Below are 25,972 nucleotides of genomic sequence, written 5' to 3' on the forward strand. Positions count from 1 at the left end.
GAAGGAGATCTAAAAATGTACACAACCCCCGTGAAGCTCAATCTGATTGGAGAATTTCCTGTTCATGTACTTGATGAACAGCTGCAAGGCGTAATGCGTCAGATCCAACAGCAGACTCAAGCTCCCCTTGGGCTGATTGCCTCGTCCGTACTCAGTGCGATGGGACTGGCTTGCCAAGATCTGGTGGATGTCAGTCCTAAAGCAGACCTTATTCACCCAGTCTCCCTGTTTTTTATTACAAAGGCTGACTCGGGTGAACGAAAAACAGCGGTTGACGAGCTGGTGATGAAGCCTTTTCGTAAACTGGAACTATTGGCAGAACAGCAATATCGTGATGCGCATGCACAATACACGATCGAGCTCAGTGTTTGGGAAGAAGAGCAAAAGGCATGCAAGAAGGCGTTGCATAAAGCCATTTTGGCGAAAGGAGACGCCTCGCCTGAAAAACAGGCATTAAGAGATGTGGAGGCGGCAAAGCCTTCACTTCCATCGAATAAGAAGTGGCTTCTGAATGATGTGACGAGTGCAGCCATCAAACATGCCATTAGCGCCTATGGTCACACCATTGGCGTCTTCTCGGATGAGTCCGCACATCTTTTTGCCAGTGATTTCATGCGCGAGACCTCTGTACTGAACTCTTTATGGGGGGCAAAACCAATTTCGGCTCTGCGAGTATCGACTCAGGGGGCGACAACGATCGGTGATTACCGATTTAGCCTTTCCCTGATGGTTCAGGGGCCGCTCTTTGAACGGTTTCTTGAGCGTCAAGGTGATCAGGCTCGCGAGTCGGGTTTTTTCGCACGCTGTTTGTTGTCTGAGCCCCATTCAACCCAGGGATCGCGATTGTTCAGTGATGAATTGTCGCCAGGTGGCGTCAATGCCACCTCTTTGAACGACTTCTACCACACGGTAGAAAAACTGCTTAAGGCATCTCAGATGCGTCGTGAATTGAGTGAGTCCAGAGTGTGCTTAACATTGTCGCCAGAAGCCCGTGCTCGCTGGTTCGAAGCATCAAACCACGTTGAAAGCAAAATTGGTCCCTTCGGAGAATGGCGCGAGTACCGTGACTTTGCTTCTAAATTCATGGAGCATGCATCAAGAATTGCCGCAGTCTTGCACTGCTTTACTGAGCGTAATCCAGTCATCTCTGACGTGAGCATGCATGCATCGATAGTTATTGTTCACTGGTACTTCCAGCATTTCATCCAACAATTTAAAGAACGTACAGTGCCGAACGATATTCGCGAGGCGAATGAACTAGAACGTTGGCTGGAAAGCAATCTGCATCGCAGCCAGAATGGTGTATTCAAGAAGAATGATATCCGCAAATTTGGTCCAAATTGCATCAGGAATAAAGTGAAATTGGAGCAAGCCCTGAATGCACTTGTTAATCACATGGCAGTGACCCAGTACCAATTTAATGGCACGAGTTATGTCAACTATTACCTGCCAGGGCAAAGACGGTTACTTGTGTAACAGCAAGTGTTTTAATACGTAGCATCTAACACATTTCATATGTAGCTATAGAGTTGCTTATATAGCAATAAGCATATTTATAGCCAGCGGAGATAATGTTAAGCATCTACATAGCTAACATTGACTAACAAGAACTACTCTGGGTTAGATGATGGCGTGAGTACAGAGAAGGGGGTAATAGACCCTAACTATGCAAATTAAAAAAACTCTCACAGAGCATGTTTTTTGGCGAAATCAAGGTGTGCTCGAATGTTTTGTTCAAAAAAAATCGTGCCATTGAATCATGAATATTGGTTTTTAATGTTATTTATAGTTCGTCTAACTCATTACTCAACATAAATATAAACAACTACTTAGCTGGTTATCCAATCATTCAGACTCTCAGTCGACAATGATGGAGCAGAGTACAGGCGTAATCAACAGGATGAAGCCTGTAACCAGATGTACGAGTAGGACATGATCACATGTCCTTACACGCCACCAAAACCAAGGATTAAATGAAGGGGTAAATATGCCTAAGTATGTTCGTAATAGTATCGACATTGATGCTATCCCTATACAGAGAGAACCAAGGAAAGCATTGCGTATGAATAATGCAATTCCCATAACAAGAGCGTTGCGTGAAATGCTTGTTCAATCTGTTCATTATAAGGCGTTATTCAAATTCATCGAAAAACTGGAACAGATGGATGCCTACCCTGCTCTATTTTCGGCTGAAATGCTGGGGAGTATTTACCCCCTTACTAAGGAGGGGAGAGAACTATCAGATATCGTCACGCTTGCTATGCAGGTATACAAACATCAGGAGTGTTTTAATTTGCATCCCAAACTGGCCTGCTTGTGTAATTTCGTCTTCAAGCATCAACTTCGTGAGATGATCATCGATGGTGGCACCAGCCAAGATGCGCAGAAGAAGCTGGACCTCAGGTATCAGCAGCTGATGTCGGAATTGAAGTCTGAAGCCATGCAGGGCAAGTGCTGCACCTTCATGAAGGGAGCGCAGAAGAATACAGCATCACTGCATCGATACGTGAATGGGCTGTTTGGGCGATATGCTCGCCTCTTGGTACTGCGGGTTGATTTGTACTACAAAGCGGAGTTCTTGGATGCGCTTTCTATTGAGGAGATCATCAAGCACAAAAAAATGTTGTTTAAAACCCGTCGTAAGGGGACATTAACTGCCAATTGGGTGGGGTATGTTTGTCGTTTGGAATTTGCACCTCTAACAGGCTTTCATTTTCACTTGGCAGTTTTTATGAACGGTGCTCACTTCCAGCGTGATGTTTTCTACGCAGATGCCACCATTAAGGAATGGTTGCGTATCACGGGCAATCGAGGCAGAGGGCATAATTGCAATCAGAAAAAGGCTGAATACCGGGAGTGCGGGATTGGCATGGTGGGGCATGCCGACAAGACGAAACGGTGCTATTTACAAAAAGCCCTTGCTTATCTGACCAAATCAGAGTCAGCCGCTAGGCTGAAACTCAAAAAGCACCGTACCTTTTTCAAAGGCAACTTGCCCAAGCACGACACTGCACGAGGCAGACCGCGTGTGAAGGCGGCACTGAATTAGATTACCTGACACCGGCCTTAAACCGGTGTTTTACTTGTACAAGTTCAGACTTTATCTGACAGTTATCCTGCTTTTGTGGACGGTAGCCAAGTCAGTGCAGAGCCCGTTTTCGCTGCTGCATCAATATGCTCTGACCACCAGACCATCATTTCCCGGCGGCGGTCCAGATAATCAGTGCGGTTGTATGCACTACGCACTTCGTCTTTGTCAGAGTGCGCTAAGGCAGATTCTATAACGTCTCGATCAAATCCTCTCTCGTTAAGGGTCGTGCTGCCCAAGGCTCGCAGGCCGTGAGCGACCAAGGTCCCTTCATATCCCATTCGTTTCAAGGCAGCATTAGCCGTTTGCTCGTTGGTGTGCGTTTTGGGGTTACGGATACCAGGGAAGATGAACTCACGATGGCCGCTGATCGGTCGCATGAGGTCCAGATAGGCAAGTGTCTGTGGCGTCAAGGGTACGTCATGACCTCTGCGCTTCTTCATCCTCTCTGGTGGAATCCGCCAGAGTTTCTTTTCCATATCGATCTCTGCCCACCGGGCTCCGGCTGCTTCGCTGGGGCGAGCCAAGGTATGCAGGCTCCATTCGATGAGACAGCGGGTCTGCAAATTGATGCTTGCTTTGGAAAGCCGGTTCATCAGTTCTGGTAGCTGGTTGGGGTTAATGCTGGGCATGTGTTGCTTGGCTGGCCGCTGAAACACCTTGCTGATCCCCGAGCAAGGGTTGGCATCGATCAGGCCGGAGTTAACGGCAAAGGTCATGATCTCGTTCACCCGCTGGGTGAGGCGACGCACGGTTTCAAGTTTTCCGGCGGCGGCGATGGGCTCGATGATCTTGATTGTCCGCTGCGCCTTTATCTCCATCACGGGCACAGTACCGATCTCCGGAAACAGATACATTTCGAGCGAACGCCAGAGATCCTCGGCATATGCCGGGGTGACGGAAGGGCGCTTAACATCAAACCAGCGCTTGGCGACGGCTTCAAAGGTGTGCTCGCTCTGTGATAACGCAGCGGATGCCTGCTCATCACGATGGTGTTGGGGATCGATGTTTTGTTGCAGCAACGTTTTGGCTTCGGAGCGTTTCTCTCTCGCTTCAGCCAACGACATCTCCGGCCAGGAGCCAAAGCTGATCATGTTTCTCTGTTTAGTTAGGGGGCGGTAGTAACGCAGGCGCCACAACTTGGAGCCATTGGGCTTTCCAGACCAGCCCCGTCGCAGAGGGTGTATTCCTTCTCTTTGGGCTTGGCTGCTTTGATCTCGGTTGGGGATAAGGGACGGGTGATACGAGGCATAGGCATACGCTCCGGAAGGCATACAAAACGATATGCCTAACGATATGCCTAAAAGGGCTGGATGGCAACGCACCCCATTGGACAGCGTAAGACAACAAAAAACCCGCAAAGCCTTATGCTATGCGGGTTTCTTGGACTTCGTTGGTCACTGTTGGACCGGTATTTGGTGGAGCTGGGGGGATTTGAACCCCCGTCCAAAATTACTACATCCTCGGTACTACATGCTTAGTCACTCTTTACATTCGCCAACACGCTGCGGAGAGACACGCCACGCATTGACTAGCTCGATTGGTTTTAATGCTTCCGCCCCGAGCAGGACTTCCACACGATCCTGTGAAGGATGACCTTCCAATTCCCTAGGACACAGGCAAGCTAGGGGAGAAGGGCTCAGCGCAGGTTATTAAGCTGCGAGTGCGTAGTTTTCGTCGTTTGCGACTATTTTTTTGCGGTTTGTTAACGAGGCCTACCGCACCTCGGCATGCACCTTGGGTTTCGTGAATCTTGTCGAATCCAGAATCAGCCCCAAGTTGTCAAAAGCGATTGTACGCAAAAATCCTGCCATGGCAAGGCGTTGATGGCAATCGACCGGCACGGGCCGGTCGATTGCTGGTTTATTGGTCGCCCCACGGGCGCTGGCGGCGCACAATCAACCGCGGTTCTTGTTCTTCATGATGCGGGCCTTCTCCCGGTCCCATTCCCGGGCCTTGGTGTCTTCCCGTTTGTCGTGTTCTTTCTTGCCCTTCACCAGGCCGATCTCGACCTTGACCCAGCACTCTTTCCAGTACAGCGCCAGCGGCACTATGGTATAGCCCTGGCGGGCGGTCAGGCTCTCGAGCTTGTCGAGTTCACGGCGGCTCAGCAGCAGTTTGCGGGTGCGGGTCGGGTCACACACCACGTGGCTGGAGGCGGCGTTCAGCGGCAGGAAGCTGGAGCCGAACAGGAAGGCTTCGCCCTGCAGGAAGATGACATAGGCTTCGCTGATGTTGGCCTTGCCCGCCCGCAGGGATTTAACTTCCCACCCTTGCAGGGACAGACCGGCTTCCACGCGCTCTTCGATGAAGTACTCGTGACGGGCGGTTCTGTTGAGTGCAATGGTGCTGGACCCGGCTTTGTTTTTACTGTTCTTTTTGCTCATGACGGGGGCCTTCGGCAATGTTTAGGAAGGCGCATTATACGTGGGTGGCGGCGGCTGTAAAACGCGCAACCACTCGAGTGGCGGCTTTGTGAGCAGTTCAGTGATGTTTTTGGCCGGCAAGGTGATCTCAAGCTGGTCATCCGGGGCCGCAAAGGGGGGCAATTGCGCGCGTGGCGGCCAGGTGAGCAGTTTCGGCGGTGATTTTGGCTGGCAAGGTGATAAAATCGGCCCGATTGGATGAGGAAAGCCCATGCCCCGTATTACTCGCAGTGCCCTGGTGATGTTCAGCGCGGAACAAATGTTCCGTCTGGTCAATGATGTTCACGCTTATCCCGAGTTTCTGCCCGGTTGTGTCGGCAGCCGCGTTCACGAGACGGGTGAGGACTACATGATGGCCTCGGTGGATGTGGCCAAGGCAGGCATCGCCAAGACCTTTACCACCCGCAACTTGCTCGATGCCAACCGCGCCATCAAGATGGAGCTGGTGGAGGGCCCCTTCAGCAAGCTGGCGGGCTGGTGGACCTTCACGCCGCTGGATGTGGATGCCTGCAAGGTGGAGTTCGATCTCGACTTTGAATTTACCTCCAAGCTGATCGAGCTGGCTTTTGGCCAGATCTTCCGCGACCTGGTGGGCTCCATGGTGCTCGCCTTCTCCAACCGCGCCAAGGTGGTCTACGGTGTCTGATCTGCTCAATGTCGAAGTGGCCTATGCCCTGCCCGAGCGGCAAACCGTGTTGTGCATCCGAGTGGCCCCGGGCACCAGCGTGCTGGCTGCCATCGAGCAGTCCGGCATAGTGCAGAAACACCCGGAGATCGATCTCTCGGTCAACAAGTTCGGCATCTACAGCCGTCCGGTCAAGGGAAGCGAGCCGGTGCAGGACGGGGATCGCATCGAGATCTACCGCCCCCTCATCGCCGATCCCAAGGAGATGCGAAAGAAGCGGGCGGAGAAGGCCAAGGAAGAGGGACGGGCCGACGTGGTCACCGGCGGGCGTCCCGATGTGCACCGCAAGCGGGACGACGGCGAATCGACCTGATGCGGGGAGACCGAGCAATGAAAAGAGGCGCCACGGCGCCTCTTTTCTATTGGATGTTTTACCACAGGGGTTGCACTGGCCTGGGCCTTACAGGGTGAGCAATCGCTCGTTCTGCACTATCTCGACCCCCTGAGCCTGGTCGGCGAGCACCGTCATGGCGTGGGCCACCTGGCTCGCCTCTATGGCCCGCCAGCGCCTGAGGGGCCCCTGCAGCAGAGGTTTTATCCAGGGATAGATGGCCTGAACTATCTGCTCGGATCTGCGCGGTGGTTGGCGGTGGCCGAGCAGCATGGCGGGGCGCAGTATGACGAGCCGCTGCCACGCCTGCGCCAGCAAGGCCTGCTCCATCTCGCCCTTGGTGCGGGGATAGAGGGCGGGGGAGCTTGGATTGGCCCCCAGGCTGGAGACGACCAGCAGACGGCGGCAGCCGTGGCGGCGGGCGAGAGCGGCAAAGGCCAGCACATAGTCGTGATCGACCCGGCGAAAGGCCTCATCGGAGCCGGCATCCTTGCGGGTGGTGCCGAGGCAGCAGAAGGCCATGTCGACGGAGTTGGGCAGCGCCACCTCGTCGAGGCGTTCGAAGTTCACCGGCAGCCAGTGCCGATTGGGGGCAGCCTCGCCCGGCTGGCGGCAGAGCAGGGTCAGCTGGTGCTCGGGGCCGAGCTGACGGATGAGGGCCTGGCCGACCAGACCGGTTGCCCCGGCGATCAGGATCTGGCTCATGTGATCTCCTTGAGGGGATGACGAGGGGTGTTGACCTCCTTGATCATGGTTCAGGGAGTGCGCCCCTGTGAAACCCGATCGGGGGCCAGACAAGAGAAAACCGGCCTTGGCCGGTTTTATGATGCTATCAGAGCGGTGTCGTGAAGGCGGCGGGGAGGGGGAAGTCACCCGTGGCGGTGGCGAGTCTGTCACCCACGAAGTTCAGGGTCAGCTCCTTGCGCTCCTTGTCACCACGACCTGGCTGGAACTCATAGAGATAGTACCAGGTGTTGGGGTCAAAGCCGTCGCGCAGCATGGGAGAACCCAGCACGAACTCGACCTGCTCGCGGGTCATGCCCTGGCGCAGCTTGTCGACCTGCTTTTGTTCCACATAGTTGCCCTGAGGAATATCGATGCGATAGACCAGGCTGCAACCGGACAGGGTGAGGGCGGTCAGGGCCGCGGCAATCAGGTGTTTCATCCGCATATCGGGTTCAGATCATCCATACAGTCTTTTTAGCTCGGCAAATCATACCCACTCCCCGTGCGGAAGTAAAAAGCCATTGATCCTCCTGCCAATAAAAAGGGCCGCGTGGCGGCCCTGACACATAATCGCTCCGTCACATGGCGGCGCGGAAGATGGCGACTATATCTTCGTGGCTTGCCTGCCTGGGGTTGGTGAAGCCGCAGGCATCTTTCAGGGCATTGCTGGCCAGCAGGTCGAAGTCATCGGCCTTGACGCCCAGCTGCTCCAGCCCGGCCGGGATCTTCACGTCCAGCGCCAGCTGCTTGATGGCGGCAATCGCCGCCTCGGCACCCTGTACGTCGCTCATGGCGCTCACGTCCACTCCCATGTGGCGGGCCACCTCCTTCAGGCGAGCCGCGCTCACCTGAGCGTTGAACGCCTGAACGTGGGGCAACAGCACGGCGTTGCAGACCCCGTGGGGCAGGTCATAGAAACCGCCGAGCTGATGTGCCATGGCGTGCACATAGCCGAGGCTGGCGTTGTTGAAGGCCATGCCGGCCAGAAACTGGGCATAGGCCATCTGCTCGCGGGCGTGCAGGTCGTCCCCCTGGTTGACGGCGGTTCGCAGGTGTTTGGCGATGAGCTGAATTGCCATCACGGCACTGGCATCGGTGACCGGGGTGGCGGCGGTGGAGACATAGGCCTCGATGGCGTGGGTCAGGGCATCCATGCCGGTGGCGGCGGTGAGTCCGGCCGGCTTGGCCAGCATCAGCTCGGGATCGTTGACCGACATCAGCGGGGTGACATGCTTGTCGATGATGGCCATCTTCACCTGGCGCGCCTCGTCGGTGATGATGCAAAAACGGGTCATCTCGGAGGCGGTACCGGCTGTGGTGTTGATGGCGATAAGGGGCAGCTGCGGCCTGGCGGAGCAGTCCACCCCTTCGTAATCCTGGATGCAGCCCCCGTTGGTGGCCACCAGGGCGATGCCCTTGGCGCAGTCATGGGGGGAGCCGCCCCCCAGCGAGATGACGCAGTCGCAGCCATGGGCCTTGATCATGGCCAGACCGGATTCGACGTTGGTCATGGTGGGGTTCGGTTTGGTTTCATCGAAAACCACGCTTTCAATGCCATGTTCTGCCAGCAGGGCGGTGAGCCTGGCGACCACGCCTATCTGGTTGAGGATCTTGTCGGTGACGATCAGCGCCTTGCGAAAGCCATGACCCTGGATGTCGGCCGCCGCCTCTTGCAGGCAGCCCGCCCCCATCAGGTTGACTGCGGGAATGTAGAACTTGAATGTCGCCATGGTGGACTCCGTATGATTAGCCATTAAGTGGTATACGGGCCTCAACATAACAGCGCCAGAGGGGATGAAAAGGGGTCAATGGTATCTGATTGGCAACTTTATGGACTCGATCACGTACCGAAAAACCGGGGCCAGGCGGGGATTGACAAGGGCCCTTGCCTCTTGTTCGGTATAAAAACGTTTTTCAAGAAATTCATCAGGTTAGCAAACGTTTTGCCGGTTTTTTAGGGCCGTGGATGCGCGGAAGTGTGAAGCGCGTCAAGGAATTGGAAAGCGCTTTCGACCATAGTTGGCGCCTTCCCCAATGGAGGGAAACAGGCTCGAAAATACCATAAAGAATCACCTTAACTGCGCTCGGCTGCGAGGCGGCGGGATGCAACCAGGAGTCCACTATGTCTGATGTATTTCACTTGGGTTTGAAGAAAGCGGATCTGCAAGGCGCCACCCTGGCGATCGTTCCCGGTGACCCCGAGCGCGTGAAGCGCATCGCAGAGCTGTTGGACAACCCTGTGCACCTGGCCAGCCATCGTGAGTTCACTACCTGGCGCGGCGAGATGGACGGCAAGGCCGTGATCATCTGCTCCACCGGTATCGGCGGCCCGTCCACCTCCATCGCGGTGGAAGAGCTGGCCCAGCTGGGCATCAACACCTTCCTGCGTATCGGCACCACAGGCGCCATCCAGCCGCACCTGAACGTGGGCGACGTCATCGTCACTACCGGTTCCGTGCGCCTCGACGGTGCCAGCCTGCACTTTGCACCCATGGAGTTCCCGGCCGTGGCAGACTTCGACTGCACCACTGCGCTGGTCAACACCGCCAAGGAGATGGGTTCCAAGCTGCACGTGGGTGTGACTGCCTCTTCCGACACCTTCTACCCGGGTCAGGAGCGTTACGACACCGTATCCGGCCGCGTAGTGAGCCGTTTCCAGGGTTCCATGAAAGAGTGGCAGGCCATGGGCGTGCTGAACTACGAGATGGAGTCCGCCACCCTGCTGACCATGTGCACCAGCCAGGGCCTGCGCGCCGGCATGGTGGCCGGTGTCATCGTGAACCGTACCCAGCAGGAAATCCCGAATGCCGAAACCATGGCGAGAACCGAATCTGATGCCATCAAGATCGTGCTGGGCGCCGCCCGCAAGCTGATCTGATAGCACCACCACGAGTGGGGGGTGGGGGCCGTTGCGAAAGCGCGGCCCCTATCTTTATCCGCCGTTTGCCGCTGTTCTCACTTTCCCCTTCTCCGCGTTACGCTTTTTGCCCCGTCATTGCCCCAAGCACCTCCTCAAAGGGCGCCTCACATCTGATTTGCATCGGCTCGCCGCTCACCGGATGCACGAAATCAAGCGCGCTGGCGTGCAGCATCAGCCGTGGCGCCTGCTCACAGCCCGGCAACAGCAGACCGCCGTAGAGATCGCAGCCGAGTATGGGGTGACCCAGCAGCTGGCTGTGGATGCGCAGCTGATGGGTGCGGCCCGTCTCCGGCACCAGGCTGACCCTGGTCAATGGCAAGGGCTCGCCCCCAGCGCCCTCGCGCACCAGTCGCTCCACCACCCGATAGCGGGAGCGGGCGGGCTTGCCGCTGGCGCAGATCTTCATCAAGGGGAACAGCGCCGGATCCTTGGCGATGGGGGCGTCGATCACCCCCTCATCGTCCGCCAGATGGCCGCACAGCAGGGCGTCATAGGCCTTGCCCACCGCCCGCTGGCTGAACTGCTGGCACATCATCCCGTTGATGGCCTTGTCTCTGGCCACCACCATGAGACCTGAGGTGCCAAAGTCGAGGCGGTGCACCAGGGTGCAGCCGGGGTAATCCCGCACCAGCCGATGGTGGACAGAGTCGAGGTTCTGCGGGGTCTTGCCCGAGAGGCTCAGCAGGCCGCTCGGCTTGTTGATGAGCAGCAGGTGTTTATCCTCGAACAGGATCTCTATTTGGGCATTGCAAGGGGGGGCGATAAAGGTGTCGACGATGGCGGACATGGGCGGCTGCGGGCTGGAAACGGGGGGCGATCATACTCCAAGCGGCGGCGCGGGGCGAATCGGGACGAACTGGCCAGTGACTGCCCGGCGGACCTGGTGGCAAGTGATTGATAATGCAGGAAGACGCCGTTTTGTGACCCCTTCCAGAGTTCATTCGGCGCTGGCTTGCTAAGGTATGGCTCCCTGTCATGTCGTAAGGAGCCTCTCCATGGCGTTGCCCGTTATTCTCGATTGCGATCCCGGCCACGATGATGCCATCGCCCTCATACTGGCGCTGGCGAGCCCAGAGCTCAAGGTGCTGGCGGTGACCACCAGCGCGGGCAACCAGACCCCGGACAAGACCCTCAACAACGCCCTGCGCATCCTCACCCTGCTCGGTCGCCACGACATTCCGGTGGCGGCGGGGGCGCCCAAACCCCTGATGCGCGATCTCATCATCGCCGACAACGTCCACGGGGAGTCGGGACTCGACGGCCCCACATTGCCGGATCCCGCCTTTGCGCCCCAGGCCATGACGGGCCTCGAATTGATGGCCAAGTGCCTGCGCGAGAGCCCGGAGCCGGTCACCCTGGTGCCGACCGGCCCCCTCACCAACGTTGCCCTGCTGCTGGCGGCCCATCCTGAGTTGAAATCCAGGATTGCCCGCATCGTGCTGATGGGCGGCGCGGCGGGGGCGGGCAACTGGACCCCGGCGGCGGAATTCAATATTTATGTGGACCCGGAAGCAGCCGATATGGTGTTCAACGCCGGTATCCCCATCACAATGTGCGGGCTGGATGTGACCCACGAGGCCCAGGTGATGGACGAGGATATAGCACGGATGCGTGCCATCCCCAACCCGGTGGCCCAGTGCGTGGCGGACCTGCTCGATTTCTTCATGATCTACCACAGGGATCCCAAGTGGGGATTTGCTGGCGCGCCGCTCCATGACCCCTGTACCATCGCCTGGTTGCTGGCACCGACGCTGTTCCATGGGGTAGAGTGCCGGGTCGATATCGAAACCGGAGGCACCCATACTACCGGCATGACGGTAGTGGATCGCTACGGGCTCACCGGCAGACCGGCCAATGCGCGGGTGTTGCTGGGGCTGGACAGGGTCGGCTTTATCGATCTGCTGGTGGGGCGTCTAAGGGCATTTGACTAAGAACTCGGACATCGAATAAGGGGTTGGGCATGTGGAAAGGGACGTTGGCACTGCTGACATGTATGCAATTGACGGCCTGTGCCACCCCCTTCGAGAGGATGTGGCAGGGGCTGGCGACCTGCGATCTGGACGATCTCTACCTGGACAGCGAGAGCGGTGAGCCGTCCCACCCGCTGCTCAAGACCTTCACCCCCGACAAGACGTCAGACGGCTTCGCCTGGTACAAGACCCACCAGGAGCTTCATGGCCTGCCCATCACGGGATTTCTGATCCCGGCCTCGACCTTCGAGGTGCACGCCCTGTTTGTGGATACCCCCATCGCCAATGCGCGCAGGCTGACCCACAACGCCTACGGCAGCGAGTTTGCCGACGAGCAGAAGCACGACAGGGGGGAGGCCCCCCTGCTGCTGCGTGACCCGGGCAACCCCAAGCGCTCCATCATCGACTGCACCAAGGGGGAGTCGGCGGATCCGCTGCCGGAGGAGCCCTTCCCGGAATAGGGGGCACATCCTGCAGATAAATAGAGAGGGGAGCCTGGGCTCCCCTCTCTATTTATCGATTGCCAGCTCGCCCTCAGGGATAACCCAGGGTCTGCTTGATGACCGGCAGCTGAGCCTTGATCCAGTCAGGATTGATGGGGCCCCAGTCGCTGATGCGATAGTGGCCCTGCAGGTGGCGAGCCCCCTCGGTCTGCTCGAAGGCGCAGCTGATATCGAGTTCGGCCAAGGCACTCAGGGTGTCCTGGGCGGTGCGGCGCGGCATGCCGGTGGCGGCCATGATGGCGGGCACAGTGTCCGTGCCCTGGCTTATCAGATGGGCCACGTAGAGCCGCCGGTAGAAGCTGGTGCGGGTCTTGCTCGGTTCCGTCATTGCCCGTCTCCGCCTGATGCCGGTGTGCCCCTCATATCTCGTCCTCGAGACGGTCGAAGTAGCGCCAGGTCGCGATGGCGGCCTTGCCCATCACCAGCGCCCAGACACCGAACCAGAACCAGCGGAAGAAGCTCCAGGTGGAGGCATCGGGCTGGGTGCTCTCTATCTTGGTGACGTTGGGGAAGAGGGAGAACATGTTCACGCGCCAGCCGTAGGAGGTGATGATGGCCAGGCGCTTCTCGAACTCCATGGACTTGGCCTTGGCCTGGACGTCGGCGGCATTGAACTTGAAGTAGAAGGGCCAGCCCCAGCCGGTATCTTCATTGCGGAACACCCGGATCTTCTCGCCGGGACGCTCGGTGTAGATGTAATAGACGTCGGTGATGGGGCCGTCGGCCGGGTTCTTCTGGCTGATGGGACCATCCTTGTCGGTGCGCTTCACCTCGACCCCTGTGATGGTGGCTATGGTGTGTTCCGGCAGATAGAAATCGAGCCAGGTGGCGGACACGAGGGCGATGAGCCCCAAAGCGATAAAGGCGGGTTTCTTGAACTTCAGGCTCATGGTGTTCTCTGGGTGAGGGGGAATGACGTGCCTCTACCATACCCATATTTGTGGATGCAGCCCAGCCCCTAATGGCGCCTTGTGGGCAAAAAGCCGTTTTAAACGGGAGGGGGCAGACCCCGGTGCCGGGCCCGGAGTCTGCCAAAGAGAAGGGGGAGGATTACAGCTGGAACTGGGCGAGCTGCCTGCGCTGCTGCTCGGCGAGCTGTGACAGTTCGTGACTGGCGGCGGCGCTCTGGGTGATGCCGGCCACGTTCTGGTTCACTATCTCGTGGATGTTGGTGATGTTGCGGCTGATGTCGGCGGTGACGCAGGACTGCTCCTCGGCGGCGGTGGCCACCTGGGCATTGGCGCCATTGATCTGGTTGACCGCCTCCGTGATGCCCCCCAGCAGGTCTTGCACCTCGGCGGAGAGACGCTGGTTGTGGCCGAGGATCTCCAGGGTCTCCTGTACGCCGCTGTTGGCCGACAGGGACTGGCTCTGCAACTGCTCTATGATGGCCTGGATCTCCTTGGTGGAGTCCTGGGTCCGTGCCGCCAGCAGGCGTACCTCATCGGCCACCACCGCAAAGCCACGGCCGGTTTCGCCGGCGCGGGCGGCCTCGATGGCAGCGTTGAGCGCCAGCAGGTTGGTTTGCTCCGAGATGCTCTGAATCACCTCTATCACCTTGCCGATCTGCTCGGACTGGGACTTGAGCCGCGCCACTACGGTAGCGGCGTTCTCCAGGCTGCCCGCCATGCGGCCGTTGGCCTGGATGCTCTCGGCAAACAGGGCCAGCCCCTGCTCGACCCGGCTGTTGGCCTCTCGCGCCAGCTCATCGGCCAGGGCGGCATTGTGGTTGACGTTGTCGGCTGTGCTGGCCAGCTCGGTGACGGCGGAGGCCACCTGCTCGGTCTCGCTGCGCTGCTGCTGGGCATTGGCCTCGGACTGGGTCATGACGGCGGCCAGCTCGGTGGCGGCGGAGGCCACGTTGCCGCTGATGCCGGTCAGGGCCTGGATAGTGCTGCCAAGCTGGCTCAGGGTCTGGTTGATGTCCTTGGCCAGCTGGCCCAGCTCGTTGTTGCCTTCGGCTTTGGCGCGCACGTTGAAGCGACCGAGGGCGACGGCGTGCATCACCTCCTGCAACTGGCCTATGGGCTGGACGATGCGACCGGAGAGCCACCAGCCGCCGCAGAGCGCCGCGACCAGGGTGGCGGCCATCAGCAGCAGGGTTTGCAGCAGGGTGGCCTGATAGTGGGCCTGCTCCAGGGCTATCTCCTGCTGGATTAGCTGATTGATGTGGGCAGAGAGGGTGTCAATCTGCTTGATCAACTGCTCCCCCAGCTCGCGAAAACGCAGCCTGGATTGCTCATAGCCGGCGGGCTTGGTCCCGTCTCTGTACTGCTGGGTCAGCAGTGGCAGCATGTTGCTGCGGGTGTGGCCGAGATAGGCCTGCAGGGCTGCGGCCACCTGGCTGTTGTCCTGCTCGGCACCGGGGATCACCAGCCGGGACAAGAGGCCATTTATCTCCTGCTCGGCGGCATTGAGCGTGCCGGGCAGCTCGGCGAAGCGGGCCTGATCGTAGAGGCCGTAGATGGCATTGGTGCGCAGCCGGTAGGTGGCGTGGATCAGGGCTGCGATGTCATCCTTGTGGCGGGTGACGCTGGTGGTGGTGTCGTTCATGTCCTTGATGGCACCGTCTATCTCCTGCTTGCTGATCACGGCCATGAGCAGCATCAGCAGGCTGGCGAGCAGTAGTGGAATGAGAACTTGCAGACGAATGGACAGATTATTCAAAGACATGAAAGATCCTAACCCAAAAGAGGAGTGAGGCGGCATCTTACACAGGCGCGACAACTCTTGTCACAGGGTTTTTAATGCTGAATTCTTGCTGAACGCAAAGGTTTTTCTTGTGTTAAAAGAGTGTGATAGGCAAGATCGACTGCTTGTTACCTGGAGGTGTAGTGTGTCCGACTGGATTGATCCCGCCATCTTGGCGCTCTTTGTTCCCACGTTTTTCTTTGTCTCCGTGACCCCCGGCATGTGCATGACACTGGCGATGACCCTGGGCATGAGCCTGGGGGTGCGCCGAACCCTGCACATGATGTGGGGAGAGCTCATCGGGGTCGGCCTGGTCTCTGTGCTCTCCGTGGTCGGGGTGGCGGCCGTCATGCTCAACTATCCGGCCCTGTTCTCGGCCTTCAAGTACGTGGGTGGAGCCTATCTGGTCTGGCTCGGCATCCAGATGTGGCAAGCCAAGGGCAAGATGGCGATTCCGGCGGATCTCTCGGCTGGCCAGGAGACCAAGCCGCTCGGCCTGGCGCTGCAGGGTTTCGTCACCGCCATCGCCAATCCCAAGGGGTGGGCCTTCATGGTCTCCCTGCTGCCGCCCTTCATCAATGCGGCCAAGCCGATGGCACCCCAGATCAGCGCCCTGGTGGTGCTCATCCTGGTCATAGAATTCTCCTGCCTGCTGCTCTACGCGAGCGGTGGCCGCACCCTGCGCCACTTCCTCGCCAAGAGCGGCAACGTCACCCTGATGAACCGCATCGCCGGCTCGCTTATGCTGTTTGTCGGCGTCTGGCTGGCCTTCGGCTGAGGCGATCGGAATGAAAAATGCCACCTCCCCCGGTGAAGGGGAGGTGGCATTTTTATTGGGCGTCCGGCGAGGTGTCAGTCGGTGAGGCAGTCCGGATCGAACACATACTCCCCCGCCAGCCAGCGCAGGATCTCGTTCACGCAGCTCTGATCCTGGAACGGCAGGTAGCGGTGCTTGAGGTGGGTGAGTTGCTCGGGGGTGAGCTGGGCCAGGCCTATGTCCTGAAACAGCGGCAGATCCGCCTCTATCATGGCGGAGATCTGCGGCCCGCAGGTGGCGTTGAGGGAGGTGTGCAGCGCCTGATCCGGATCGTACTGGTGGCCGAGCCGGTAACTCATGGGCAGGGTGGCGAGCGGCAGCACGGAGAGCGCCGCCTGCTTCATGGGATTGACCGCGTGGCCGGCGGTCAGCTCCGCCAGCTCGGCGGGGCGGTTCTCGAAGGCGCGCAGGTGCAGGAAGCTGCTCGCCTTACTGCCGTCGTTGACCGGGTAGTTGTCCCACAGGAAGGGCTTGCGGTGCAGCCAGTCGGCGGCCTGCTTGAGGTGCGCGGCCGGGTAGTCGGTGGAGCAGACTCTGGGTCCTGTCCAGAAGATGTCAAAACCCTTGTCCAGCCCCTGGCCCAGATCCGTCAGATAGTGGGGGGGCATGGCGCCGAACACCTTCTCCAGCACAGGATCCGTCGAGTAGTAGCTGGGACAGAAGATGAGACGGCTGGCGCCGGTGTGGGCCGCGATGTCGTGGGCTATGGTGAGCTGCCAGTGGGCGAGATCCGGGGTGTCCCCCTTCATGTCGTCAAACAGCACCGCCAGTATGTCGGGCTTGAGCGCCTCCTCGATGAGGCGCACCTTCTCGAGCAGGGCCGGGCGCTTGTGCGCGTAGTCGTGATGGGCGCCCATGGGGCTCAACCCCACACCGAAGGCGAGGCCGTTGTCCCGGCACTGCTGGGCCAGCTGGCGCAGGTGGTCGAGCTGCTCCCTCGGCCAGGGTTCGGCCCAGTGCTTGCGCAGATAGCCGTCTTCCTTGGGGGCATAGAGGTAGAAACCATAGCCATGGCGGGGCAGCCACTGGGCATAGCGGGCGCGGGCCTCCCAGCTCCAGCCCTTGCCGAAGAAGCCCTCGATCAGCCCCAGTCGGGGGGAGGGAGGATAGAGACCAGACAACAGGGTTTGATAAGGCATGGGTCACTCCCTTCTCGCCGGGCGCCGGTTCACCGTCCTGGCGGGAACGGGCGCCGAGTATGTGTATTGAACAGGGTCCGGCTTGCGTCCTAGACCGGATCTTCTTCCAGGAAGCGTACCCCTATCTTGCGAGGCTCACCCTCTTCCATCTCCGCCACCGTCCAGAGCAGGCCCTGCCAGGCGACGTGGTCACCCACTACCAGATTATCGCCCAACTGAAGGGCAATGAAATCGCCCAGGGTCTGATCCGCCACCTCGCTCACATCCAGCCCGTAGAGCGGGGCGAGATCCACCAGCCTGGCGGTCGCCTCCAGCAGGAAGTCACCGAAGAAGCGCGGGCCCAGATCCTGCTCCGGCGCCTGGCTGAACAGCTGGCCGAGGGCGGGGAGATCCCGCTCGTGGCCGATGACGCAGAGGATGTCGTCCGACTGCAGGCAGGTACTGCCCGAGGGGTGCAGCAGCTCCTGGCCGCGGAACAGGGCGCAGATGCGGGTACCCTCCGGCATGCGCAGCTCCCGCAGGGGGGAGCCTATGCACCACTTCTCGGCGCTCAGGCGATAGACGAAGGTCTCCCACTGGCTGTCGAGATCGATCTCGAGCCCGGAGCGGTTGATGGGGGACGGCGGCGCCGGTACCTCCACCCGCGCCAGCCTGGAGGCCAGCGGCAGCGAGCTGCCCTGCAGGATGAGGGAGACCAGCACCACGAAGAAGGCGACATTGAAGTAGAGCTGGGCATTGGGCAGCCCCGCCATCATGGGGAAGACCGCCAGTATGATGGGCACGGCGCCACGCAGGCCGACCCAGGAGATGAACCAGCGCTCCCGGGGGGCGAAGTTCTTGAACGGCAGCAGGCCTATCCAGACCGATACCGGGCGGGCAAAGAGGATCATCCACATGGCCAGGGCCAGCGCCGGCACGGCGATGGGCAGCAGATTGCTCGGGGTGGCGAGCAGCCCCAGCACCAGGAACATGCCGATCTGGCTGAGCCAGGTCAGACCGTCCAGCACCGACAAGGTGGTGCTGCGGCTGCGCAGGGAGAGGTTGCCGAGCAACAGGCCGGTGAGGTAGATGGCGAGGATGCCGCTGCCCCCCACCGCCGTGGTGAGGGCGAAGATCAGCAGGCCGCCGCTCACCGTGAGCAGCGGATAGAGCCCAGGGGCCAGGCGGGCCGTGTTGATGAGCCGCCACAGCAGCCAGCCCCCTGCCAGGCCTATGCCGGCGCCGAGGCCAAACTGCTTGATGAGTTGCAGCAGCAGGAAGCCGGCGTCCAGCCCCTGCTGGGCGCTGGCCAGCACCTCTATCAGGGTGACGGTAAGAAAGACCGCCATGGGATCGTTGCTGCCGGACTCTATCTCCAGGGTGGCGCTGACCCGCTCGTTGAGGCTGCGTCCGCCGAGCAGGGAGAAGACAGCCGCCGCATCGGTGGAGCCGACGATGGCGCCGATCAGCATCCCCTGCATCAGGTTGAGGTCAAACAGCCAGGCGGCGGCCAGACCGGTCAGGCCTGTGGTGATGGCCACCCCGACGGTGGCCAGCGACAGGGCGGGCCAGAGTGCGACCCGAAAGGAGGAGACCCGGGTGCGCATGCCGCCATCCAGCAGGATGATGGCGAGCGCCAGGTTGCCCACCAGGTAGGCGACAGAGTAGTCGGCGAAGTGGATGCCGCCGGGACCATCCTCACCGGCCAGCATGCCGACGGCGAGGAAGATGACCAGGATGGGGATGCCGACCCGGGACGAGAGCGCACTTAACAGGACACTGGCTCCCACCAACAAGGCACCGATAAAAAAGAAACTGTTGATGGTGGTGGCATCCAATGGCGAACTCCTTATGGCGGGCGGCAAAACAGGCACATTATATGCAGATTGCACCCCTTTGTGTGGCTTAATTGTGCATCGATTTGCAGTTTTTTACGGTTGTTGTGCTGTTTTTAAGCAGTAGGCGCGGGGCCTGAGGGGACGAGAAAGAGGGGGAAGGAGTGGCGATTGGTGCCCATTTTCAGGGGCGGGTGCCGGGTTGTCAGCAGGCCGGGGTGGGGGCGCAGGAGCGCCATCGGGCTCCTGCGGGGGAGGTCAGTCGTCCTCGTCGTCCTTGACTTCCCGGATCTTGTCCTTGTATTTCGGCAACTGCTTTTCGAGCTGTTTCATGTCCTTGATGGCATTGAGAAACAGGCCGAGCAAAAACAGCAGCGGCAGGCCTATCCATAACCACACACTCATCGGATTCTCCTTTCGGTGTGACCGGCAGTGACATAACGGGCCAGGATCTCGTCGAGATGGGACAGTATGCACGCCTTGCCTTCAATATCCGCCTGTTGCAGGCAAAGCGCCAGCGCATCCGGATCCAGCCGCTGTTCAGCGGACTCCAGGGCGAAGCTGATGTGCCAGGGCTCGTAGGCGACCCCCTGAGCCGCGTCCAGCGGTTTGGCATAGGGCAGGAAGAAGCCGAAGTCGCTCATGTGATCCCCGAGCCACTCGCCGAGATCGGCAAACCAGCCTCCCGCCTCATACTCCCAGGGCTCCAGCGCCAGCCTGGTACCGGCGGGCAGGCAGTCGGGATCATAGATGTCGAGATCCGTGCCCCAGTGGTGGCGGCTGGTACCCGGCAGGGCGCTCCAGCGCAAGATGGCGTGCAGCCGCTCTGCCTCCCCCAGCTGCAGCGCATCCAGCGGCTGGTTGTCGGCATCCAGCAGGGGCCGCTCCCCGCGCCACTTGCCATTCCAGATGGCGAGCTGGCGCTCGAAGCTGCGCCAGCTGGAGGCGGCCTGCAGGTTGAACCCTTCATAGGCGGCCGCCACCTGCATGTCGTTGAAGGCCGCCGCCGTGGCGGCGGTCAGGCGGTGAGGCCCGCGCCCCACCAGGATGAGGTGGCTCTCGTCGAGCCCAAGCAGTTGATCCTGGGTCATGCCAGCAAGTGCTCCAGCACCCCTTGGTACATGTCCGCCAGCAGATCCAGATCGTCCGCCTTCACGCACTCGTTCACCTTGTGGATGGTGGCGTTGACCGGGCCCAGTTCGATGACTTCAGCCCCGGTGGGGGCGATAAAGCGTCCATCGGACGTTCCGCCCGTGGTGAGCAGGGCTGGTTGCTGACCGTTGACCGCGGCCACGGCGGCGACTGTGGCCTCCAGCAGGGCGCCGGTGTCGGTCAGGAAGGGCTGGCCTGAGAGGGTCCACTTCAGCTCAAAGTCCAGACCGTGACGGGTCAGCAGTGCCTCGACCCGCTCGCGGATATCCATGTCGGTCAGTTGGGTGCTGAAACGGAAGTTGAACTGCACCTGCAGTTCGCCGGGGATGACGTTGGAGGCGCCGGTTCCGGCCTGGATGTTGGCTATCTGGAAGCTGGTGGGGGGGAAGTAGGCGTTGCCCTCATCCCAGACGGTGGCGGCGAGTTCCGCCAGGGCAGGCGCCGCCTTGTGGATGGGGTTGTCTGCCAGATGGGGGTAAGCGACGTGGCCCTGTACCCCGCGTACCAGCAGATCGCCGGTGATGGAGCCGCGACGGCCGTTCTTCACCACGTCCCCTACCACTGCGGTGGAGGAGGGCTCGCCGACGATGCACCAGCGGATCTTCTCGTTGCGCGCCTCCAGGGTGTCGATGACGCGCACAGTGCCGTTGATAAAGGGCCCCTCTTCATCCGAGGTGATGAGAAAGGCGATGGAGCCCTGGTGATCCGGGTGGGCCGCCACGAAGCGCTCGGTGGCCACCACCATGGCGGCCAGCGACCCCTTCATGTCGGCGGCGCCCCGGCCATAGAGCATGCCATCCATGATGGTCGGCTCGAAGGGCGGCGTATGCCATTTGTCCAGCGGCCCTGCGGGCACCACATCGGTGTGGCCGGCGAAGCAGAACAGCGGCCCCTCGCTGCCACGGCGGGCCCAGAGGTTGGTGGTGTCTTCAAACACCATGGGTTCGATGACGAACCCGAGGCGCTCGAGGCGCTCCGCCATCAGGGTCTGGCACCCTTCATCCAGCGGGGTAACTGAGGGGCGGCGGATAAGATCCTTGGCCAGTGCGATGACATCCGACATCGGCGTTCCTTAACAGAAAAGTTTAACGAGAGAAGAGGGATTGGTAGTGGTCTGCCTTGAACCCCAGGGTGAGCTCGCCATCGCGATCCAGCAGCGGGCGCTTGATCATGGCGGGGTGCTCCAGCAGCAGTGCACGGGCTTTTGCGGTGTCCAGCCCTTGCTTGGCCTCCTCCGGCAGGGTGCGGAAGCTGGTGCCTCGGGTGTTGAGCAGGGCTTCCCAGCCCAGCTGGTTCAGCCAGCCGTCCAGCCGGGCAGGCTCGAGGCCGTCGGCCCTGTGATCGTGAAAGCGATAGTCGATGCCTGCCTCGTCCAGCCACTTGCGGGCCTTCTTGATGGTGTCGCAGTTCTTGATGCCATAGAGGGTGGTGGCCATGGGAGATCCTATATCTGCGGGCCCTGGGCCCTGAAATCCGAACGTGAAATCATGCAAGGGCCCGATTCTGGCATTGTGGCCCAGCCATGGCAACGCTCATGGCCGGGCTGGCTGGTTTTACCAGGGGGGAGGGGGGAGAAAACGCGAGGGGCCAGATAGCCAAAACGCGCCTGGGGGCGCGTTTTGTGGGAAGGGGGCTATCAGTGCAAGGTGGTCCACTGGTGGTCGAAGACCCGGGCCCGCTCCCAGGGCGCATCCGGCAGGCTGGAGGAGAGGCCTGTGTATTTGCCCACGTCGTCCACCACTATGGCGGAGAGGATCGGCAGGTTGTTTTCGGTGCAGTACATGCGGATGCGTTGCAGCAGGGTGCGCAGCTCATCCTGGCACTGTTCCAGCCCGGCCTGCCTGGCCAGCTTGGAATAACGAATGGTGGTGCGTTCCTTTGCAGACTCGACGAGGATGTCCCACAGCTTGTAGTCGCAGGTCGAAGTCCCTGCGGTGGCTTGGCTTGTCATAACTCTCTCCGGTGCGAAATGGTCGCTCTGTGTCGATGGGCATCTTGGCCAGTTCACCCCTGACGGGCGTTGATCCAACGCAAAAAAAGTGGAGGTTGTTGGTCAGGATCTGATGCAGGGCATTCTAGTGCGTCGGGACTGGATTGATGTACCAATTTTATTTGATAAATCAAAATTTAATGCTGCTTTTTGTCATTCAAGCCACTTTTATTGATAGGGATCAAGGGGAAAGGAGGGGCTCGCCACTAGATTTCGATCCTCGATAATCTTATCAGGAGCGCATTTTGGAACTCATATTCGTCTTGCTTGTGCTGGCGGCCGTGGTCTACGGCATCGTCAAGGATTACAACCCCCAGGCGGTGCTGGCGCTGGCAGGCATGGCCATCTTCGCGGTGGCCTACTGGCTGGGGTTGCACCCCATACTGCCTGCCGACAAGAGCACGGGGTTCGCGCTGTTCGACCTGTTCGAGGTGTTCAAGGGGATCTTCTCCTACCGGGCGGCGGGGCTTGGCCTCACCATAATGGCGGTGGCGGGCTTTGCCACCTACATGTCACACATAGGCGCCTCCCAGTCCCTGGTGCGGGTGGCGGTCAAGCCGGTAGCGGGCATCCAGTCCAGCTACCTGATGCTGGCCATCTGCTATCTGGTGGCGGTTTTCGTGTCGCTGTTTGTCACCTCCGCCACCGGCCTCGGCCTCTTGCTGATGGTCACCATGTACCCCGTGATGCGCAACCTCGGTATCAGCCCGGCGTCTGCCTGCGGCGTCATCGCCACCTCCCAGGCGTTCGAGATTGGCCCGACCCAGACCAACGCCATCTTCTCCGCCGGCCAGTCCGGCATGGATCCGACCAGCTACTTCGTCGACTACCAGATCTGGCTGGTGGCCCCCATGCTACTGGTGACCATGGTGCTGCACTTCTTCTGGCAGCGTCACTGCGATCGCCAAGATGGCTGGGATCCGGCCCTGCATCGCGGCGATCCGGCCGAGCTGGACGAGCAGGGGAAGGAGGAGGTGCCGGCGCCGACCTGGTATGCCCTGCTGCCCATCATCCCCTTCGTGCTGATGATGACCTTCTCCAAGCTGCTGGTGACCAGCATCAGCGTCAGCGTGGAGGTGGCCATGCTGCTGTCGGTCTTTATCGGCATGCTGTGCGAGCTGCTGCGCACCCGCTCGGTGCGCACCGCCATGGCCGGGCTCTCCAGCTTCCTCGACGGCATGGGCAAGGTGTTTGGCCCGGTAGTGGCGCTCATCGTCTGTGCCGAGCTGTTTGCCGAATCCCTCAAGGCCATCGGTGCCATCGACACCCTGCTGCACTCTGCCAGCAATGCCGGGATCGGCAGCGGTCTGATGACGCTGGTGATGGTGGGACTCATCATGGTGGCGGCCGTCATCATGGGCTCGGGCAACGCGGCCTTCCTGAGCTTCTCCACCCTGGCACCGGCGGTGGCGGCCAAGTTCGGGGTGCCGGCGGTGACCATGCTGCTGCCGATGCAGCTCGCCTCCAGCATAGGCCGCACCGTCTCCCCCATAGCGGCGGTGCTGATCGCCTGCGCGGGGATCGCCAAGGTCTCCCCCTTCGTGGTAGTCAAGCGCACCTGCGTGCCCATGGCCGGCGCCCTGGTGACGGCGCTGGCGCTCAACTATCTGCTGTTTATGTAATGGCGGGGCGGGTGGCCAGGCTGCCCGCTCCATTCACTCTGCGCAAGGGCGAGGCCCGACCTTTTGCCCTTTGGAGACGATGATGACAGATCCTCGCAACGCTTTTTCCCTGGACGCCTATCTGGCGGATCTGGCCCCCCTCATCAACCTGGATTGCGGCACCCGCACCCCGGCCGGGGTGGCTCGGGTGGCCGACATCCTGACCGAAAAATATGAGGCCATCGGCTGGCAGGTGAGCCGCCACCAGTTTGCCCCCGAGTGCGGCCCCTGCCTCGAGGCAACCAATGCCCCGGGGGCGGATCACTATGACGTCATGCTGGTGGGCCACATGGACACCGTCTTCCCCGAGGGGACGGCGGCCAAACGCCCGCTGAAAGTCGAGGGCAATCAGGCCTTCGGCCCCGGTGTGTCGGACATGAAGAGCGGCCTGCTCTCCACCTGGTATGCATTGAAGGGGATGGATCCGGCGCTGCTGGCCAGGCTCCGGGTGTTGGTCTGCTGCAATTGCGACGAGGAGATTGGCTCCCCCTGGTCCAGGGATTGGCTGGTAGCCAAGGCCAGGCAGAGCGGCTGCGTGCTGGTGGCCGAGGCAGCGCGCCCGAGCGGGGATCTCATCAGCGCCCGCAAGGGCAACGCCAAGTACCGCATCCGCTTCCACGGCAAAGCCTCCCACGCGGGCTCTGCCCTGGCGGAGGGGGTCTCCGCCATCACAGAGCTGGCCCATTGGGTGCTGGCCATCAACGAGCAGGTCAACATGGAGACGGGCACCACCATGAACGTGGGTGTGGTACAGGGCGGCACCGGCGTCAACGTGGTGCCGGACTTCGCCGAGGCCATAGTCGACCTGCGCTTCTGGAGCAATGACGAGGCTGCCGCCGTGCACGAGCGGCTCGGCTTTATGGCCAACAACCCCTTCCTGCGCGGTTGCCGGGTCGAGGTGGAGCGCCAGAGCTTCAAGCCGGCAATGCGCCCGAGTGGCGACACCGAGGCGTTGATGGCGCTGGTGGAGGCGGCGGCAGCGGATGAGGGGATCTCCTTCAACTGGCTGGAGGCGGGGGGCGGATCTGATGCCAACTTCACCGCCGCTGCGGGCGTGCCGTCCCTGGATGGCTTCGGCCCCATGGGCGGCGGCTTCCACTCGGAGGCGGAGTTCCTGCTGCTGGAGAGCATAGCGCCGCGCATCCGCCTGCTGCAGCGGGTGCTGGGCAAGCTGGCGAAATAGGTCGGTGTGCACGGCAAGCAAAACGGGAGGCCATCGCCTCCCGTTATTTTATGGTTGCTCGGTGGGCACAGGCTCGTCCTGGGCCAGATAGGCCAGATGATCCTGGCGCGCCAGCTGCCAGCCATCGAGGTGCAGCGGGGCGGCAAAGCCCGGGCCGTCAGTCACCATGCTGTGGTACTCCCCCTGCTCGCCACAGGCATCGAATCCCTCTCGCTCGGCCAGTTGCTGCAGCTCGCTGAGGGTGGCGGCATCCAGTGAACGCCCCACCCATTCCGGGGCCAGCACCCGGGTATCGACGCAGGAGAGGTGAGCCACTATGCCGCGGGCCAGCATATCCGCCAGCAAGGCTTGACGAGATTGCTGCCAGAGCGGGGTGTGGACGGTGAGCCCCAGCGGCTGGCAGCGTTCGCGGATCCAGTTTGGTGCGCCCCCCACGCTGTCGATGTCACCTGTCACCACACCATCGAGGGCCCACTCCTGCCGCAGGCGACTCAGTGCCATCTCATAGCCCTGCTCGAAGGGCGCTTCTATGGTGATCAGCAGATGGGGCAGCCCCAGGGCCGACGCCTGACGGCGCACCAGCGGCAAGGGGTGAGCCAGAAATCGGGGCTCTAGCGGTGCAAAGGTGGCCAGGGCCACCACCTGATGACCTGCATCGCGGGCATGGCAGAGGGCCAGCATGGCATCTTTGCCACCGCTCCAGAGCAGTATGACGCGAGACATGGGGGGAGATTCCGATGGTGAAAGAGGGAGCACATGCTACCCAGTGGCGGGGGCACAGGTAAAGCCGCAGCGGGAAATCGTGGCAGGAATTGACCGAGGGGAGAAAAGAGCAGGCCCCCAAAGCGGGGGCCTGTCTGGCAATGGCGTGCTAAA

At 60.5% G+C, this 25,972-nt stretch carries 26 protein-coding genes, 1 other RNA gene and 1 pseudogene; 10 read left to right on the plus strand and 18 right to left on the minus strand.

Going from position 1 to position 25,972, the window contains the following annotated elements:
• Window positions 1-15 precede the first annotated feature (15 nt).
• Together OC537_RS02490 and OC537_RS02495 are read left to right on the plus strand one after the other, a co-directional pair.
• Window positions 16-1,476, plus strand: a complete 1,461-nt coding sequence (locus tag OC537_RS02490) for a YfjI family protein (protein WP_262109045.1) — start codon at window positions 16-18, stop codon at window positions 1,474-1,476.
• Between the two features lie 586 nt (window positions 1,477-2,062).
• Window positions 2,063-3,049 carry an inovirus Gp2 family protein gene (locus tag OC537_RS02495; protein ID WP_262109048.1) on the plus strand — a complete coding sequence of 329 codons (987 nt, stop codon included), beginning with the start codon at window positions 2,063-2,065 and terminating at the stop codon, window positions 3,047-3,049.
• Window positions 3,050-3,111: 62 nt separating this feature from the next.
• On the opposite strand, the pseudogene OC537_RS02500 reads toward OC537_RS02495, so the two are convergent.
• The 3 genes and pseudogenes from OC537_RS02500 to smpB form a co-directional block, all read right to left on the minus strand.
• A pseudogene (locus tag OC537_RS02500) lies at window positions 3,112-4,340 on the minus strand (integrase domain-containing protein).
• A gap of 164 nt (window positions 4,341-4,504) precedes the next feature.
• Window positions 4,505-4,864, minus strand: a transfer-messenger RNA (tmRNA) gene (gene ssrA / locus OC537_RS02505).
• Between the two features lie 122 nt (window positions 4,865-4,986).
• The gene (gene smpB, locus OC537_RS02510; protein ID WP_025326288.1) at window positions 4,987-5,475 is read right to left on the minus strand and encodes an SsrA-binding protein SmpB; all 489 of its coding nucleotides are present in this window, start codon (window positions 5,473-5,475) and stop codon (window positions 4,987-4,989) included.
• A 250-nt stretch (window positions 5,476-5,725) separates the two neighbouring features.
• Between smpB and OC537_RS02515 the strand changes: the two genes are divergently transcribed.
• A complete protein-coding gene (locus tag OC537_RS02515) occupies window positions 5,726-6,160 on the plus strand; it encodes an SRPBCC family protein (RefSeq protein ID WP_043133123.1) in 435 nt (144 codons plus the stop codon).
• On the plus strand, window positions 6,153-6,512 hold the full coding sequence (locus tag OC537_RS02520; protein ID WP_106887445.1) for an RnfH family protein: 360 nt from the start codon (window positions 6,153-6,155) through the stop codon (window positions 6,510-6,512). The genes OC537_RS02515 and OC537_RS02520 overlap by 8 nt, the downstream gene beginning before the upstream one ends.
• An 87-nt stretch (window positions 6,513-6,599) precedes the next feature.
• Here the strand turns inward: OC537_RS02520 and OC537_RS02525 are convergent, their stop codons facing one another.
• The 3 genes from OC537_RS02525 to yiaY form a co-directional block, all read right to left on the minus strand.
• The gene (locus tag OC537_RS02525) at window positions 6,600-7,235 is read right to left on the minus strand and encodes an NAD(P)H-binding protein (protein ID WP_262109054.1); all 636 of its coding nucleotides are present in this window, start codon (window positions 7,233-7,235) and stop codon (window positions 6,600-6,602) included.
• 127 nt (window positions 7,236-7,362) lie between these two features.
• Entirely contained in the window at window positions 7,363-7,701 is a 339-nt protein-coding gene (locus OC537_RS02530) for an outer membrane protein assembly factor BamE (protein WP_005325779.1), read from the minus strand.
• Between the two features lie 133 nt (window positions 7,702-7,834).
• Entirely contained in the window at window positions 7,835-8,986 is a 1,152-nt protein-coding gene (gene yiaY / locus OC537_RS02535; protein WP_262109059.1) for an L-threonine dehydrogenase, read from the minus strand.
• Between the two features lie 392 nt (window positions 8,987-9,378).
• Here yiaY and udp point away from each other — a divergent pair, with 392 nt between their 5' ends.
• On the plus strand, window positions 9,379-10,134 hold the full coding sequence (udp, locus tag OC537_RS02540) for a uridine phosphorylase (RefSeq protein WP_106887442.1): 756 nt from the start codon (window positions 9,379-9,381) through the stop codon (window positions 10,132-10,134).
• Between the two features lie 97 nt (window positions 10,135-10,231).
• Here the strand turns inward: udp and OC537_RS02545 are convergent, their stop codons facing one another.
• Window positions 10,232-10,963, minus strand: coding sequence for an RluA family pseudouridine synthase (locus OC537_RS02545; RefSeq protein ID WP_262109062.1), 732 nt, complete (start codon window positions 10,961-10,963; stop codon window positions 10,232-10,234).
• Window positions 10,964-11,171: 208 nt separating this feature from the next.
• On the opposite strand from OC537_RS02545, the gene rihA reads away from it, so the two are divergent.
• Both rihA and OC537_RS02555 read left to right on the plus strand, forming a co-directional pair.
• Entirely contained in the window at window positions 11,172-12,107 is a 936-nt protein-coding gene (rihA, locus tag OC537_RS02550) for a pyrimidine-specific ribonucleoside hydrolase RihA (protein WP_262109064.1), read from the plus strand.
• Window positions 12,108-12,136: 29 nt separating this feature from the next.
• Window positions 12,137-12,607 carry a hypothetical protein gene (locus OC537_RS02555; protein ID WP_111911189.1) on the plus strand — a complete coding sequence of 157 codons (471 nt, stop codon included), beginning with the start codon at window positions 12,137-12,139 and terminating at the stop codon, window positions 12,605-12,607.
• A gap of 73 nt (window positions 12,608-12,680) precedes the next feature.
• Here OC537_RS02555 and OC537_RS02560 read toward each other — a convergent pair whose 3' ends face one another.
• From OC537_RS02560 to OC537_RS02570, 3 genes are all read right to left on the minus strand, one after another.
• Entirely contained in the window at window positions 12,681-12,977 is a 297-nt protein-coding gene (locus OC537_RS02560) for a helix-turn-helix domain-containing protein (protein ID WP_106887438.1), read from the minus strand.
• A 31-nt stretch (window positions 12,978-13,008) separates the two neighbouring features.
• Window positions 13,009-13,539: a DUF1523 family protein gene (locus tag OC537_RS02565; protein ID WP_106887437.1), complete on the minus strand. Its 531-nt coding sequence runs from the start codon at window positions 13,537-13,539 to the stop codon at window positions 13,009-13,011.
• A gap of 160 nt (window positions 13,540-13,699) precedes the next feature.
• Complete coding sequence (locus OC537_RS02570) at window positions 13,700-15,322, minus strand: methyl-accepting chemotaxis protein (RefSeq protein ID WP_262109073.1); 1,623 nt, start codon at window positions 15,320-15,322, stop codon at window positions 13,700-13,702.
• A 163-nt stretch (window positions 15,323-15,485) separates the two neighbouring features.
• Between OC537_RS02570 and OC537_RS02575 the strand changes: the two genes are divergently transcribed.
• The gene (locus OC537_RS02575; protein ID WP_111911193.1) at window positions 15,486-16,118 is read left to right on the plus strand and encodes a LysE family translocator; all 633 of its coding nucleotides are present in this window, start codon (window positions 15,486-15,488) and stop codon (window positions 16,116-16,118) included.
• Between the two features lie 74 nt (window positions 16,119-16,192).
• Here the strand turns inward: OC537_RS02575 and OC537_RS02580 are convergent, their stop codons facing one another.
• The 7 genes from OC537_RS02580 to OC537_RS02610 form a co-directional block, all read right to left on the minus strand.
• Window positions 16,193-17,296 (minus strand): beta-N-acetylglucosaminidase domain-containing protein, encoded by a 1,104-nt coding sequence (locus tag OC537_RS02580; protein WP_106887434.1) that lies wholly within the window; start codon window positions 17,294-17,296, stop codon window positions 16,193-16,195.
• A gap of 89 nt (window positions 17,297-17,385) precedes the next feature.
• Window positions 17,386-19,113, minus strand: coding sequence for a potassium/proton antiporter (locus tag OC537_RS02585; protein WP_262109077.1), 1,728 nt, complete (start codon window positions 19,111-19,113; stop codon window positions 17,386-17,388).
• A gap of 255 nt (window positions 19,114-19,368) precedes the next feature.
• Entirely contained in the window at window positions 19,369-19,515 is a 147-nt protein-coding gene (locus tag OC537_RS02590) for a hypothetical protein (protein WP_080675092.1), read from the minus strand.
• Complete coding sequence (locus OC537_RS02595) at window positions 19,512-20,201, minus strand: M15 family metallopeptidase (RefSeq protein WP_163136009.1); 690 nt, start codon at window positions 20,199-20,201, stop codon at window positions 19,512-19,514. The genes OC537_RS02590 and OC537_RS02595 overlap by 4 nt, the downstream gene beginning before the upstream one ends.
• Window positions 20,198-21,325, minus strand: coding sequence for a succinyl-diaminopimelate desuccinylase (dapE, locus tag OC537_RS02600; RefSeq protein ID WP_111911197.1), 1,128 nt, complete (start codon window positions 21,323-21,325; stop codon window positions 20,198-20,200). The genes OC537_RS02595 and dapE overlap by 4 nt, the downstream gene beginning before the upstream one ends.
• Window positions 21,326-21,347: 22 nt before the next feature.
• Window positions 21,348-21,698 carry an ArsC family reductase gene (locus OC537_RS02605; RefSeq protein ID WP_262109087.1) on the minus strand — a complete coding sequence of 117 codons (351 nt, stop codon included), beginning with the start codon at window positions 21,696-21,698 and terminating at the stop codon, window positions 21,348-21,350.
• Between the two features lie 200 nt (window positions 21,699-21,898).
• Window positions 21,899-22,213: a hypothetical protein gene (locus OC537_RS02610; RefSeq protein WP_163136004.1), complete on the minus strand. Its 315-nt coding sequence runs from the start codon at window positions 22,211-22,213 to the stop codon at window positions 21,899-21,901.
• 284 nt (window positions 22,214-22,497) lie between these two features.
• Here OC537_RS02610 and dcuC point away from each other — a divergent pair, with 284 nt between their 5' ends.
• Together dcuC and OC537_RS02620 are read left to right on the plus strand one after the other, a co-directional pair.
• Entirely contained in the window at window positions 22,498-23,874 is a 1,377-nt protein-coding gene (dcuC, locus tag OC537_RS02615; protein ID WP_262109091.1) for a C4-dicarboxylate transporter DcuC, read from the plus strand.
• Between the two features lie 82 nt (window positions 23,875-23,956).
• Window positions 23,957-25,096 carry a M20 family metallopeptidase gene (locus OC537_RS02620; protein ID WP_262109094.1) on the plus strand — a complete coding sequence of 380 codons (1,140 nt, stop codon included), beginning with the start codon at window positions 23,957-23,959 and terminating at the stop codon, window positions 25,094-25,096.
• Window positions 25,097-25,144: 48 nt separating this feature from the next.
• Here the strand turns inward: OC537_RS02620 and OC537_RS02625 are convergent, their stop codons facing one another.
• The gene (locus OC537_RS02625; RefSeq protein ID WP_262109096.1) at window positions 25,145-25,819 is read right to left on the minus strand and encodes an adenine nucleotide alpha hydrolase; all 675 of its coding nucleotides are present in this window, start codon (window positions 25,817-25,819) and stop codon (window positions 25,145-25,147) included.
• Between the last annotated feature and the right edge of the window lie 153 nt (window positions 25,820-25,972).

Origin of the sequence: Aeromonas sp. Marseille-Q5825, assembly GCF_946892685.1 — a bacterium.
Classification (GTDB): Bacteria; Pseudomonadota; Gammaproteobacteria; order Enterobacterales; family Aeromonadaceae; genus Aeromonas; species Aeromonas rivipollensis.